The 14,456-nt window shown below is 46.4% G+C and carries 10 protein-coding genes and 1 tRNA gene; 7 read left to right on the plus strand and 4 right to left on the minus strand.

What is annotated here, in order from left to right; translation table 11 throughout:
- Window positions 1-122: 122 nt before the first annotated feature.
- Window positions 123-851, minus strand: a complete 729-nt coding sequence (locus GJS45_RS09365) for a hypothetical protein (protein ID WP_162341258.1) — start codon at window positions 849-851, stop codon at window positions 123-125.
- A gap of 137 nt (window positions 852-988) precedes the next feature.
- Here GJS45_RS09365 and GJS45_RS09370 point away from each other — a divergent pair, with 137 nt between their 5' ends.
- A complete protein-coding gene (locus GJS45_RS09370; RefSeq protein ID WP_162341260.1) occupies window positions 989-1,657 on the plus strand; it encodes a YdcF family protein in 669 nt (222 codons plus the stop codon).
- Between the two features lie 108 nt (window positions 1,658-1,765).
- Here GJS45_RS09370 and GJS45_RS09375 read toward each other — a convergent pair whose 3' ends face one another.
- The gene (locus GJS45_RS09375) at window positions 1,766-3,067 is read right to left on the minus strand and encodes a cryptochrome/photolyase family protein (protein WP_162341262.1); all 1,302 of its coding nucleotides are present in this window, start codon (window positions 3,065-3,067) and stop codon (window positions 1,766-1,768) included.
- 30 nt (window positions 3,068-3,097) lie between these two features.
- Complete coding sequence (locus GJS45_RS09380; protein WP_235954696.1) at window positions 3,098-7,672, minus strand: translocation/assembly module TamB domain-containing protein; 4,575 nt, start codon at window positions 7,670-7,672, stop codon at window positions 3,098-3,100.
- 43 nt (window positions 7,673-7,715) lie between these two features.
- Between GJS45_RS09380 and tsaD the strand changes: the two genes are divergently transcribed.
- From tsaD to rpsA, 5 genes are all read left to right on the plus strand, one after another.
- Window positions 7,716-8,732, plus strand: a complete 1,017-nt coding sequence (tsaD, locus tag GJS45_RS09385) for a tRNA (adenosine(37)-N6)-threonylcarbamoyltransferase complex transferase subunit TsaD (protein WP_162341266.1) — start codon at window positions 7,716-7,718, stop codon at window positions 8,730-8,732.
- Window positions 8,725-9,189, plus strand: a complete 465-nt coding sequence (smpB, locus tag GJS45_RS09390) for an SsrA-binding protein SmpB (protein ID WP_162341268.1) — start codon at window positions 8,725-8,727, stop codon at window positions 9,187-9,189. Before tsaD ends, smpB begins: the two co-directional genes overlap by 8 nt.
- A complete protein-coding gene (locus GJS45_RS09395; RefSeq protein ID WP_162341270.1) occupies window positions 9,155-9,967 on the plus strand; it encodes an NlpC/P60 family protein in 813 nt (270 codons plus the stop codon). Before smpB ends, GJS45_RS09395 begins: the two co-directional genes overlap by 35 nt.
- A gap of 11 nt (window positions 9,968-9,978) precedes the next feature.
- The gene (locus tag GJS45_RS09400) at window positions 9,979-10,488 is read left to right on the plus strand and encodes an HNH endonuclease (protein WP_162341931.1); all 510 of its coding nucleotides are present in this window, start codon (window positions 9,979-9,981) and stop codon (window positions 10,486-10,488) included.
- Window positions 10,489-10,667: 179 nt separating this feature from the next.
- Complete coding sequence (gene rpsA, locus GJS45_RS09405; protein ID WP_162341272.1) at window positions 10,668-12,452, plus strand: 30S ribosomal protein S1; 1,785 nt, start codon at window positions 10,668-10,670, stop codon at window positions 12,450-12,452.
- A gap of 262 nt (window positions 12,453-12,714) precedes the next feature.
- Here the strand turns inward: rpsA and GJS45_RS09410 are convergent.
- Window positions 12,715-12,788: transfer RNA gene (locus GJS45_RS09410), tRNA-Cys, on the minus strand.
- Window positions 12,789-13,158: 370 nt separating this feature from the next.
- On the opposite strand from GJS45_RS09410, the gene GJS45_RS09415 reads away from it, so the two are divergent.
- Window positions 13,159-14,427, plus strand: a complete 1,269-nt coding sequence (locus tag GJS45_RS09415; protein ID WP_162341274.1) for a c-type cytochrome — start codon at window positions 13,159-13,161, stop codon at window positions 14,425-14,427.
- The last annotated feature ends 29 nt before the right edge of the window (window positions 14,428-14,456 follow it).

Here is a 14,456-nt window from a genome sequence, read left to right on the forward strand (position 1 = left end):
ATAAAATTTTAGGACGTGTAAACAGTGTGGAAGCCGGATTTCAGATCAAAATTAATAAATTCGGATCATGAATAAATACCGCTTCCATATCTTGCCCGGGATCCGAGTCTGGTTTTAAAGCATCAGGAGTTCAATTGTATGGCCTGCCGCATAAAAGCGAGCTGCGTGTGGATTTCCCTCCAGGAAAAGGGTAGGCTGGGCTGAGAGTGGGCCAGCGCGTCCCGCAGTTTGCCAATGTTCCGGACCATGGCATCGTATTGATCTCTGCTGGCCCCGGGCATCAGGCTCTTGAATCGTTTTTGCTTGGAAAAAATACTCCCCAGGTCCGCCAATTGCAAGCACTGAATCAGGTCAATTTCTTCGTTCCGTCGCAATTTGAGTTGATATAACTCCTGGGCAGAGGCCAACCGCTCTTCTGACAGGCTGGCTCGCCATGCCGGGATTGTATGTTTGATGAGCTCCCTGAGAAAGGTTTCCCAGGCACTTATATAACCAAATACCACCAGCCTCATGGGAATTTTGTCCAAATCGCTTTGCGTGACAATATGGGAAATCGTCCCTTCCGTCTCAATAAAGAACCGCCTTTTAGAGAGCAGTTTTTCGAAAGCCAGGACCAAAGGCGTATTGGCATTCATCAGATCGGCCTTGCTTATGGGAGATAGGTTCGAATCTCCAATGTCAAATTTCTGAAGACCATCATCCGATTGCACCAGTACGGTTTGAAAATTCTTTTTTGCCATTGCTTCCCGATAGGAATTTGGCTGAAAAGGAAAGGTTGGCTCGGCAATACTAAGGACCGGAACATAGCGGTCAAAAAGATCAAATAAGGACTGGTGTTGGGCTTGGTTCATGGGCTTGTTTGAACATCTTTGAGCCTGGAAGGCGTGTTTTTCTACAGGAATTTTGAATTTAACCATTCCCGACGGTATATTGAATTTTTAAGATGAAAGGATAAACCTGATAGCTTTTACGATAGCCGATAGGAAGAATGTTAACAGATAAGCAACCACCCGTCACCCAGGAAGTTAGACAATTAGCCAGGCGATTATGGGATTACCACCAGCTTCGCCATACCATTCAGAAAAGCGATGCGATCCTGGTGTTGGGTAGTCATGATCCTCGAGTGGCCGAACGAGGTGCAGCACTTTGGCTGGAAGAAATGGCTCCCTTGCTGATTTTTTCGGGAGGGTTGGGTAATTTTACCGCAGGTGTTTGGGAAGATCCGGAAGCGGTTATTTTCGGTCGGATTGCCCGGCGGATGGGCGTACCGGATGAAGCCATGCTGCTGGAGAGCCGCTCTACCAATTCCGGAGAAAACATCCGGTTTACCCAGGAACTATTGAAAAGCAAGGGATTGGATCCCCACTCCTTTATTATCGTTCAGAAACCTTTTATGGAGAGGCGTGCCTATGCCACCTTTAGAAAGAACTGGCCCGATAAATCCGTGCTCGTAACCAGTCCGCGCATTTCCTTTGAAGATTATCCCTCCGAATCCATTTCCCTGGAAATAATTATTCAATCCATGGTCGGAGATCTGCAACGCATTAGAGAATACCCGAAAAAAGGCTTTCAAATCCATCAGGACATTCCGGAAGAAGTGTGGACCGCATTCGAGCGATTGGTAGCGCTGGGCTTTGATCAGCACCTGATTTCCTGAAGCTTTCGCAGGAAACCCAATACCTTTATTTTAAGGTTATCTAGGTGTTCAGAATCAGACCATTTCAGCTAAAAAGGGAATGTATATCTTTAAAACGATTTCCAAGTCCTATTTATTCAGAGCTTCCTTAAACACTGCCAGAGCGCGCTCCCGGGCTGCTTTGTGGTCTACGATGGGCTCCGGGTAGTTATCCGTACCAAATTCAGGTAGCCAATGGTTGACATATTTCCTGTCTTTATCAAATTTCTCTAATTGCGATGCGGGGTTGAAAATCCGGAAATAAGGCTGAGCATCGGTACCGGTGCCTGCTGCCCATTGCCAGCCGCCGTTATTGGAGGACAATTCATAATCCAGTAGTTTTTTAGCAAAGTACGCCTCCCCCCAACGCCAATCTATAAGCAGGTGTTTGGTCAGGAAACTGGCCGTGACCATGCGCACCCGGTTGTGCATGTAGCCGGTAGTATTCAACTCCCGCATGCCCGCATCCACCATGGGGTAACCGGTTTTTCCTTCGCACCAGCTGGAAAATTCTTTTTCGTTATTTCTCCAGGGAATGCGGTCATAGGCAGGTTTAAAAGCCTTGTCCACCACTTCAGGGTTATGGTAAAGAATCATCATGTAAAATTCCCTCCAGATCAATTCGTTAAGGTAGGTTTCGTTTAACGCTGCTGCTTCCAGTGCCAGTTTACGAATGCTGATAGTGCCAAACCGAAGGTGGATGCCCAACCGGCTCGTACCCGCTTTCGCAGGAAAATTCCGGGTTTGGTCGTATTTGCGGATCAGATTTTTGTCTACTTCTGGCGATGGAATGGTGGTTTCCGAAGCCTTAAAGCCGATTGCGCTCAAACTGGGCAAGGGCATTGGCTTGGTTTGGTAGAAAGATTTTTTCCTTCCATCCAGGTTTACAGGAGTAATTCGGGCCGCTTCGAATTTTTGCAACCAGCGTTTGCTGTAGGGAGTAAAGACCTTGTAAAAATCACCTTTGTCCGTAGTGATTTCATCCTTTTCAAAAATCACCTGATCTTTAAAATCGTAAAAATCAATGCCTTCTTCCTGCAAAAACGCCGCTACCTCCTTGTCCCTTTTTTTAGCATAGGGCTCGTAATCCCTGTTGGTATACACGTTCTGAATCGCGTATTCCCGGGTCAATGAGCGAAAAATAGCCAATGGCTTGCCATGCCGGACCAGCAGGGAACTTTGATAGGAGGCTAGTTCGTCCCTTAGCCTTTGTACCTGTTGGTGAATGAATTGCACGCGGGCATCTTTTTTGTCTTCGAGTTTGTCCAGTATTTCGGTGTCGAAAATAAAAAGCGGCAAAACCTGCTTTTCGTTTTGATGGGCATAATAGAGTCCCAGATTGTCTTCCAGCCTCAGGTCTCTTCGGAACCAAAACAGTGTTATTTTATCCATAAATTATTAAGTCAGGTATTTGAAAAATGTTTAGGGTTTTTCAGGCTGTTCCTTTTCCAGGATGCGAATTCCTGAAGGATCTGTTGGTGGATCAGGTTGAAACAATTCGGGGGCCACTTCGTCCAGATCGATGGTGAAATCGCCGCGAAGGTATTCATCCGAATCGCTGATGGGCAGGTCTCTTTTTCTACTAAAGTTCTGGAATAGCTCTTTTAATGAACTAAAGAGCAGGTTTTGGGATACCGACACCCCGTACGTGTTGGGCGCACGGTTATTGATGCCAAGGGCCGTTAACGTATTGAAATTGTTGCGGTTGTACACCCGTACGCGGTACCTACCATCTTCGGTGAGCAGGTATTCAGCCTGCCAGTCCCCGGCAATGGTGTTAAAATCGGCATTTCCCTGTAGATCGGTAAAACCTCCATCACGAGTTACCCGTAAGCGGCCATCGAAAAAGGTGTAGGCAACCCGCAGCTGAAACGTTTCCAGTGCCGTTTCATCCAATCCTACCAGGTCAAAATCAATTTCAAGATTTTCATCTACCTGAGCGATGAGGTTGTTAAGTTGGGAAGAAATCAGCTGGCTGAGGTTGGAAAAGCCAATGCCGGATCCGCTAAATTGTCCCTCAGGTGAAAACCGACGTAGCATTATGAGTGAAAATACCTGGCGGTTTTTTTCCTGCTCATCATTCGCGATGCGGTTTCGGAAAGCAGATATGGTAGTTTGCAATTCACTGTCTTCCGGAAATTCGGAAAAATCAAAATCAAAGCCAATATCCGGGGACAATAAGGGGCCGTCCAGGTCCATGATCACTTTTACAGGGAACCGCCGCTTCAACTGATTGCTTTCAAACTGATTCTGGCTGGCAGTGGTTTGCAGGGAAGTCAGGGAAACATTTTCCTCATAAACCGCAGAAATGTCCATCACCCCCTCATAAGGATCCCCATACCAATTAATGACACCTCCTGGCTCGATTAGGAATTTTTTGTTGATGACGTTATACAGCGAAAAATTATACAAAGCATCTACGATTTCGAAATTTCCTGCCATGTTGAAATTCCCCTGGGTATCGATATTCAGATTCAAGACTCCCCTTCCTCTGCCTTGTATGTTTTCTTCTGTTTTGGGATCAATTTGAATTTCCACGTAGGCATCAGGAGTAAGGTCCAGGTTGAGGTTCATGCGAAGGTTATTGATGGTCAGCTTGTCTACGCTTTCCTCAAAACTAACTGATTGCGTGGTATCCCGGACATTGATGATATTGATGAAGTCTTCCTGAGATTGCCCGTTGGTGTCCCCTATGGGGATGTACACCCTGGTATTGGGTTGGGAGGTAGCATTTGCGGTCAGTTCCAGGTTATTGGCAGCTCCGAAGACATTAATGTCTCCCGTGGCGTAGGCCATGCCGAAAAACAGGTCATTATCGGCTGCACTGGTATTCATCACCTGAAAATTGGTGATGGAGGCATCCAGATCCAGAATGAAATTGTCAAAGTTATCGTGCGTGATCCCGCCTCTCAGCCGGGCAGTGTTGTTATTTATGTCCTTTAGCTCCAGCCCCCTGAAGCTAATGTCATTGGGCTCGAAAATTACGTTTCCGTCTATTAGATAAGTAGTATTCAGGTAGTTGAACCGAAACGTAGCTCCTTCCAGTCTTCCCAAACCCTCGACGATCGGCCGGGTGATGCTGCCGCTTACCGATAGGTTTCCGCTAAGGTTACCATCGATCTGGCTGAGATAATCGGAAATGAAGGGCTCGATTACCGATAAATTCGCATTTTCAAATGCAGCATTCAGGGCCATTTCCTGTGTATCAGAACCCAGGTTGCCCGAAAGTTCGATTACTTTCTTTCCTTCCCGATAGTTTTGAAGTGATAAGTTGACCGCTTGATCAGCGAAGAGGGCTTCCGCTTCAATTTCGCCTACCAGGAAATCATTGATCCGGATGCCTTCCACTGCCAGGCTGCCCTGCATGCCTTCTTTATTCCAGCCTTCGGCGAGGCTGACCCGGCCATTTGCGGTACCCTCGTAATCCCGCATACCGAAGGAATTCAGGAAATTCAGGTTCAACTCGTTTACGGTTATTTCCATCTGGTCCCCGGGATCTAAATTGATTTTCCCTTCTGCGGAAATGTATTGGTTTTCGTGAAAGATCTTGAGATTTTGAAAATGGGTTTCTGCTGCGCCGATGGTAATGCTATTGCCGGATTCAAATTGCCAGAAATCTTCCAGAAGCTTGATTTCCGACGGGGCGAATTCTATCTGGGTCTGGTCCCGGGAAAGGTTGACCCCTGCCGAAATATTCGCATAGCTTTCCGTCTCCAATTGATCCAGGTAAAAAGAGAGGTTTAGCCGTGACTGATCCCAGATCGTTTCCATGGAAAGATTGTGAAAGTTAAATCCGGAATTCAGTTGAATCTCCTTGGAAAGCACGTAGAAGGAAGCCAATACTTCATCACTGTTCTTGTATTTGGAGGTGTTGAGGTCAATGTCAGTGTTTATAAAATAGTTATTATTGTAATAAATGGTATCAATTCCTGAATAAAAATTGAATACCGTATTGCGCTCCGTTTTGTAAAAAGCCCCTTCCATTTGGGTGTTGCTGGAAATAAACAGTCTGGGATCGATCAGGTTCAAGATGGGATTGGGATCTTGCAGGTCCAGCGTCAGGTCAATGTGGTAGGGATCTCCGTTCAGCGGTTGTTTCCTGGCGGCTGGGCTGTAGTCATTCGTGAGAATGGCATAGTAATCCTCCCAAAGTCGCTGGATGTCCTGCCCTAATTGTTGCACTTTAAAATCCCCGCTGATCCCCGCAACCAATAAGTCCGAATTGAGGGAAATGACACGAGAATCTTCGGTAAACAAGGATTGAAATAGAAAATAGTCCAGAAAAAGATCCCTGCCATCGTAGCTGATCAGCACATCCCTGAATCGGGTGACACCCTCTATAGTATCCCAATGTATCCCTTTCGTATCCAGTTCGAAATTTCCGCTTAGGAAAATATCCTTTTCAGTAAGGCGAATACGGTTGAGAAAAGCGGTGTCCAGACGAAGCATCAGATTCGCAGAGTCTTTGTTGTTTCGTAAATCAAGTGTGCCGTCCACGCTCATCACCAAATTCGAATCATTGACACTCAGTGTTCCCTGAAACAAGTCCTTTCCGTAAGTGGCCTTGGTTTCTATCTGGGTAAAATCGTATTGGTTTATGCCGATTTTGCTAATGCTTGCATCGAGTTCGATAAGTGCTGTGTTTACCGTGAGTCCGGTACCCTTTATATCACCTTTAAAGCTGACTTTCTGAAAATTTTCAGGATCCTCGGTCAATACACCCAGATCGAATTCCACCGCTTCCAGCTGGCCTTCATAGGTCGGAGGGCCTCCATTATCACGGTAATTCACCTGTCCTTTTAGCAGACCAATTTCAGTTCTAAAATCACCCGTTGCAGTAAAATCGCTCAGGTACCCTCCAAAGTCGGAATCAAAGCGTACGGTCCCAAACTTATCCAGTTCCCTTCGGGCCTCATTACTGACATAGGGATACAAATCCTCCGGTAGCAACACAGAGTTTGTCAGGGAGAGGCTAAAAAAGGTGTTATCGACCTGCGGAAGTCCTTCAATATTGAATTTTCCGAATAGCGCACTTCTTTCCCCAAAACGCAATAGCAATTCTTCCGAAAAAATGGAATTTATCTTACCGATGATTTCTCCACTGAGGGAAATTCGGTCGTTGATAGCAGGAATGTTATCCGAAAAATACCTCAGATCCCGAATGTCGAGTACCGTCTCATCCAGTTGGGCAATCAGGTCTACCTTCCGGTTAAAGTCCCGTAAATCGGCCACCGTTTCATAATCCATCCGGAGGTAGTTCTTGATCACTGTTTCGTTGGATTTCAAGTACAGGTATTTAAACTCCATCCCGGTACCGGAGTAGGTGAAATTGGTACGCAATTGCTGAAATACCATGCCCGAATTAGACTCTATACCTTTCATGTAGCGCAGATCAAAAGCCACGGTATCTCTACGCACGTAAAAATTTTCCGCCCTGGCCACCAGGTCCCGAAATAGTAAGTTGGCATAATCGAATTTAATATCCATCTCCGGCTGGGTGTAGTCGATGATGTCCAGAGAAGTTTGGTCAAAGGAAATGGAAGCAATGCCAAAAGTAGCGGCAGGAGGTTTTTGTTTGTTGGGTGACACAAAAAATGTCTCCCGCAGTCTTTCCAGGAATACGGAAATATTGAGTCCTTCCCCATCAGGGTGGGTCAGCAGTCTGACATTTCCGTTTCGCAGATTTACCTCGTCCAGGCCGGGTCGATCCTTGTCCAGAAGGCCACGAACCGAAAAATCAATATAGACCTCATCCAAATCGGCCATCAGGCTGTCTTGAAGATCGTAGACCCGGACATCGCGTAGACTTACCGCATCCCACCAGCGGATGTTTACCCGGCCAATATCGGTGAGGTAGCCGGTACCTGTGGAGATGCGGTTGGTAATAAACCCAGCCAGGTAGGTTTGAATGGAGGGGATTTGCAATAATAGGGTCAGGAATAGAAGGAAGAACAGCAGGTATCGCAGGATCAGAAAGACTCTCCTGAGGGCTTTCATTAAAATTTCCTTAACTTTCGCTTTATTTTCCAACAGACGCTAAATGAGTTGTACTATATTGGCTATCGAATCCTCTTGTGATGAAACGTCGGCAGCGGTGATTTCTGATGGCAAAATACTTAATAATATTGTCGCGACGCAATCTGTCCACGAGAAATATGGTGGGGTGGTGCCCGAGCTGGCTTCAAGAGCCCATCAGCAACACCTGATTCCAGTGGTAGCGGAAGCCCTCCGGTCCTCCGGGATTTCCAAAAAAGACCTGACCGCAGTGGCTTTTACCCGGGGTCCCGGGTTAATGGGAGCCCTGTTGGTAGGCGGGTCTTTTGCAAAGGCATTCGCCTATGCGCTGAATATTCCTTTGATCGAAGTCAATCATATGGAAGCGCATGTGCTGGCACATTTTATTGAAAAACCCTCGCCGAATTTCCCGTTTATATGTCTGACCGTTAGTGGGGGGCATACCCAATTGGTCCTGGTAAAGGGTCACCTGGACATGGAGGTACTTGGTGAAACCTCGGACGATGCAGTGGGTGAAGCTTTTGACAAGATTGCCAAAATCCTGGGGCTGCCCTATCCGGGAGGGCCCCACCTGGACAGGCTGGCCGGCGAAGGCAATCCAACGGCTTATTCTTTCCCCATTTCCGATATGAAGGGATTGGCTTTTTCTTTTAGTGGAATCAAGACGGCCGTTTTGTATTTCCTGAAAGAAAATATCAAAAAAGAGCCGGACTTTATTGCGACTCATCTGGAAGATATTTGTGCCTCGGTGCAATATACCCTTGTGAAAATGCTGATGCAAAAGCTAGTGAAGGCGAGCCGTGAACAACAAATCCGGGAGGTGGCCATTGCAGGAGGGGTGTCAGCAAACTCCGGACTGCGGAATGCGTTAAAAGAAGCAGCCCGCGAAAACGACTGGCAAATTTACCTTCCCAAACTCGAATATTGCACCGATAATGCCGCGATGGTGGCAATGGCAGCACACTACAAGTATCGGGCGGGAATATTTTGCGACCTGGACATCAGTCCGTTGGCAAAAATGAAAATTGGATACCATGGCTAAAAAAAATACTTTTGATAAGATTATCAATATTAAAAACAAAAAGGCAAGTTTTGAATTTGAATTTTTAGATAAATTCAAGGCAGGCTTGGTTTTACGGGGCTCCGAAATTAAATCCATTCGGGAAGGAAGGGTTTCTCTCACGGAGGCATACTGCTATTTCAAAGGGGAAGAATTGTTTATCAAGCAAATGCACATCGCCCCTTACACCCTGGCCACTCATTATAACCACGACCCGGTAAGGGAACGCAAACTATTGCTACAGAAACAAGAGCTCCGAAAACTTCAAAATAAGTTTTCGGAAAAGGGTCTTTCCATCGTTCCGGTTCGTATATTTATCAACGACAGGGGCCTTGCCAAAATGGAAATAGCACTGGCAAAAGGCAAAAAAATCCATGATAAAAGGCAATCTATAAAAGAAAAAGATGCAAAACGGGACCTCCAACGAATGGCTTTCTGAGCGTGCCTATGGGATTTGCCGGGTAACGCTCCTACCCATGTACCGGGAACCGGTGCCTGGCTCCGGGATGAGTTCACAGTTGCTTTTTGGGGAACTGTACCAGATCTCCCGCCGTACGAAAGACGGCGATTGGCTCTTTGCCGAAGGCGAAAACCAGGCCGGAACCGGATGGATACTATCCTCCCAACACCAGCAATTGGAAGAAAGGGAGTTTCTATTTTTCGGCCAGGCAACATTCCACGTTACCACCGGTACCATTGGCAAACTTATCTGGGACAAAACCCCCGTTTATTTGCTTCCCGGAAGCCAACTACATGCGGATCAAAACGAGCTTTTCGATTGGGCAGCATCCTTTTCATTCGAAGGAGAAAGCCGACCATTTTCTGAAAAAGTAACCCGACAACAGCTCGTAACCATTGCAATCGGCTTCCTCGATGCCCCCTACCTGTCGGGTGGGAGAAGTATTTTTGGCCTGTTCGGAGGGAGTTGGCTACAGCTGGTTTTCAAAATCGGGGGCTACCGGGTTCCGAATTATCTTTCTGCGTTGCTTACGGCAGGAGAGGAGGTGGGTTTAGCGGGAATGCAGGCAGCGGATATGTTGATTTTCGGCAATGAACACGGAATCCCCTCCGGGGTCGGCCTGTATATGGGAGAAAGGCAGCTACTCCTGGTGGAGGGAAAGGTCCGAATCCTGGAATTTGACCCGGAAAATTGGTCGGCATCGAAAAACAAATCCCACAATGCTCAGGTTCTTCATGTTAAAAATCTTTTAAAATAATGAAGGAGCGGATGGAAAAAAAGGTACTGGTGCTGAATTTGGATCATACACCCATCGGCATTGTCAACGCTCAAAAGGCGTTTGTACTGACTTTTCTTGAAAAAGCGACTCCTTTGGTCCATTTTGAATACCTGGAAATCCGAACCGTAGACCGGGTGTTTCCCTACCCCGCCGTAATCCGCCTTTACGAGTATAAAAACATTCCTTATAAAGGAGTGATGCTCAACCGGAACAACCTGTTTAAACGGGATCAGCATTCCTGCCAGTATTGTGGAGGCGAAAAAAGCCTGACGCTGGATCACGTAATACCTCGCTCTAAAGGAGGAAAGAGCAGTTGGAAGAACCTGGTCACGGCCTGCCATCGCTGTAACACGCTGAAAGGTGATAAAACACCCGAGCAGGCAGGCATGCAGCTGCGTAGCATGCCTTTTCGTCCGACGCTGTCTCATTTTCTGGCCGAATATGCCGAACGGCATGCAGCGGAGTGGTTGCCTTTTCTGGAGGTCAAGCCGGTGGGATAGTTAGGATGCCGGAATGGAAAGAACTTGATTTTTTGTGGGTTACCCATTTCGATTGGCAAAAATATTCGTAAATTTGCAGTCCGTTCGGGTGAACGGTTCACTCCAAGGAGGGAAATCCGAAATAAAACCTCAGCCAGATGACCCTAAGGCTGTTGAAAATCAGGGTTGTACTATATTATATGTCAAATCAAGAAGATTTTAACTGGGAAAAATTCGAAACCAAGGGATTTGGAGAAGGCTATACCAAGGCTGAAAGGGCCGAGATGGAAAAGCTGTACGACAAGACCCTTACTGAGATCACCGAAAAGGAAGTTATTACCGGCACCGTAGTCGGCATTAACGACAAGGACGTGATCATCAATATTGGTTTCAAATCAGACGGGCTGGTGCCTTTAAACGAATTCCGTGACCTTGAAGACCTTAAAATCGGAGACGAGGTAGAATTGTTTATTGAGGAGCAGGAAAATTCATTGGGACAACTGGTCCTTTCCCGCAAGAAAGCGAAAATGGTGAAAGCCTGGCAGACCATCGAGGAAGCGTTGGAAGAAGACAATGTGATCGAAGGGCTGGTAAAGCGTAGAACCAAAGGCGGATTAATCGTGGATATTTACGGAGTAGAGGCTTTCCTGCCGGGATCCCAAATTGACGTGAAGCCTATCCGGGATTTTGATATCTACGTGGGCAAAAAGATGGAAGTGAAAGTGGTGAAAATAAACCATGCCAACGACAACGTGGTGGTTTCTCACAAAGTGTTGATAGAAAAAGATCTGGAGAAGCAAAAAGCCGAGATCCTGAACAACCTGGAAAAAGGCCAGGTACTCGAAGGGGTAATCAAAAACATGACCAATTTCGGTGTATTCATCGATTTGGGAGGTGTCGACGGATTATTGCACATCACCGATATTTCCTGGGGCCGAATCAACCATCCCGAAGAAGTGCTTAATCTGGACGACAAAGTACAGATCGTGGTACTGGACTTCGATGATGATAAAAAGCGAATATCCCTGGGCATGAAGCAACTGACCCCACATCCATGGGATTCCCTTTCAGCCAGTCTGGAAGTTGGTTCCAAGGTCAAGGGCAAAATTGTTAATGTGGCCGATTATGGTGCCTTCCTGGAACTGGCACCTGGCGTAGAGGGGCTTATTCACGTTTCGGAAATGTCCTGGTCACAACACCTGAGAAATCCAGCCGACTTTGTAAAAGTAGGAGACGAAATCGATGCGGTTGTATTGACCATGGATAAGGACGAGCGAAAAATGTCCTTGGGCATTAAGCAGCTTACCGAGGATCCATGGACCAAAGCAGAGATGGGTGAGAAATATGCCATCGGTACCAAACACAAAGGGATCGTCCGTAACCTGACCAATTTTGGATTGTTCCTCGAACTGGAAGAGGGAATCGACGGCCTGGTACACGTTTCCGACCTGTCCTGGACCAAAAAAATCAAGCACCCTTCCGAGTTTGTGAAAGTTGGAGACGAGCTAGACGTAATCGTACTGGAGTTGGATCTGGACAGCAGAAGACTGGCACTGGGTCATAAGCAACTTGAAGAGAATCCTTGGGATACCTTCGAGAGCGTGTTCCCAATCGGTTCTTCCCACAAATGCTCTATCATCTCCAAGAATGACAAAGGAGCCGTGTTGGAGCTTCCTTATGGACTGGAAGGATTTGCGACAGCCAAAAACCTGGAGAAGGAAGACGGAACGCAGGCGGAAGCTGGCGAAAGCCTGGACTTCCGGGTAACGGAATTCTCTAAAGATGACAAGCGTATTGTGCTTTCGCATACGGCTACCTTTAAAGAAGAGGCCATGCCTAAAGCCAGTGCTAAGAAACCGACTACGGGAGCAAAGAAGAAAGCTACCGGCGGGACCGACAGTGGTGCTGGAGGAGAAAAATCCACCTTGGGAGATTTGGACGCATTGTCTGCTTTGAAGGAAAAAATGGATCAGACAAAAAAATAAGATTGTTTATAAAATTGAAAAAGCGCTTTCCGGTTAGGTTGGCGCTTTTTTTATGTTCTTGAGGGTTTTATTTCACCACAGACAGACATCGATAAGCATCCATTTATTTTTTGGAGTTAATTTGTGGTTAGCTGATAAATCTGTGGTTCATGCTTTTGTTTACCACGGCAACATTTCTGAATGATGGTCATTTAGCTACCCTGATTCCCACTGGAAGTTACCGAAGCGGGAAACAAAAAAAAGCACCCCATGGGATGCTTTTTGGAGGTCGAGAGCGGATTCGAACCGCTGTACAAGGTTTTGCAGACCTCTGCCTAGCCACTCGGCCACTCGACCTTTTGATTAATTGAAGCGCAAATTTAGGAATTAAAAGCTGCCCATTCAAATCAACCGGGTAAAAAATATTATTTTCAAGCCTGGCCTGGATTTTTAACTAAAATTTCGAACCCATCCTTTATCACCACCCGACCGGGTAATTTTATTTCGAAAATTGTATGGAAATGGAGTTATTTATAACGGTTCTAAATTAATTAAAACACAAACACTTGTTTTATAATACTTTGGAATACAAAAGGTTACAATCATTTTACAATTTTTAACCAATCAGATACCCACCTCTTCTCCAAGTTTGAAAAATAGAACTTGGGTAGTACATTTGTGGGGAATTTGAATTGCACTGAGATAATCTGAAAAAGTATATATAACTATGTCGATCAAACGCTCATTATTAGGGGTTTCCTTTCGCGTTATCCACCTGATGGTCCTGTTTTTCCTCGTTTTGGGGTTTCAGGCGTATGCGGTGGACCCTGAAGTACCGGATAGCGAAGATGCTATCTCCGCGGGTCAGTCTATTTTCAACGCCAACTGCAAAACTTGTCACCGGCTGGACCAGAAATTAATTGGACCTGCCTTGCGAGGCGTTACCGAGCGTAGGGAGCTGGAATGGACTAAGCAGTTCATTCTCAATTCTCAGGTCTTAATTCAAAGCGGGGATCCCATTGCCGTGGAGTTGTTTGCAGAATACAACAACACCGTCATGCCGCCGATGGACTTTTTAGGCGATGGTGAACTGATGAACCTACTGGCCTACATTGAATACGGCGACAAGGCAGAACCTGAAGCGGCTGCGGCTGATGCTGGTGCTGGTGGGGAATCAGGAGGAGGATCCGGGGGAGGCATTCCCAGCGAATACCTGACCATTATTCTGGTAGTGCTGGTAATTGTTTTGATTTTGGTGCTGGTGGTATTGGGTTTGATCGTATCGGTCCTCACCAAGTACATGAACAACAGCGATAAGCTGGATGCGGATGATAAAGAATTTATCAACCAGAAGACCGACTACCTGTCCATTTTGAAAAGTGATGGCTTTATAGTGATTGTAACCACCATTGTGTTGGCCTTTGTAGTCAAGACGGCCGTTGATGGCTTATACACCATTGGTGTTCAGGAAGGATATGCGCCTTCGCAACCGATCGCTTATTCGCATGAGCTTCACGCCGGGGAGTACGAAATCCCTTGTCAGTATTGCCATACGGGCGTCGAGATCGGAAAATCAGCTAATATTCCTTCCGCTAATATTTGTATGAATTGCCACATGCACATACAAAATGTTGGCGGCCAGGAGGGCATTTCTCCGGAAATTGCTAAAATATATGCCGCCGTGGACAACGATCAGCCCATTGAATGGGTTCGGGTGCATAACCTGCCAGACCTGGCGTATTTTAATCATTCCCAGCACGTAGCGGTAGGAGGTGTGGAATGCCAGACTTGCCACGGACCGATCGAAGAAATGGAAGTGGTATACCAACATAGTTCACTGACCATGGGCTGGTGTATTGATTGTCACCGTAACACGGAGATCACCACCCGGGGCAATGAATATTACGATAAACTCGTGCAGTTACATTCTGAATCCAAAGATGCCTTGAAAGTAAAGGACATTGGAGGTCTGGAATGTGCAAAGTGTCACTATTAAATCTTTACGAACATTCTTTTCTTTAATAT

Source organism: Cyclobacterium salsum (genome assembly GCF_010119245.1).
GTDB lineage: Bacteria > Bacteroidota > Bacteroidia > Cytophagales > Cyclobacteriaceae > Cyclobacterium > Cyclobacterium salsum.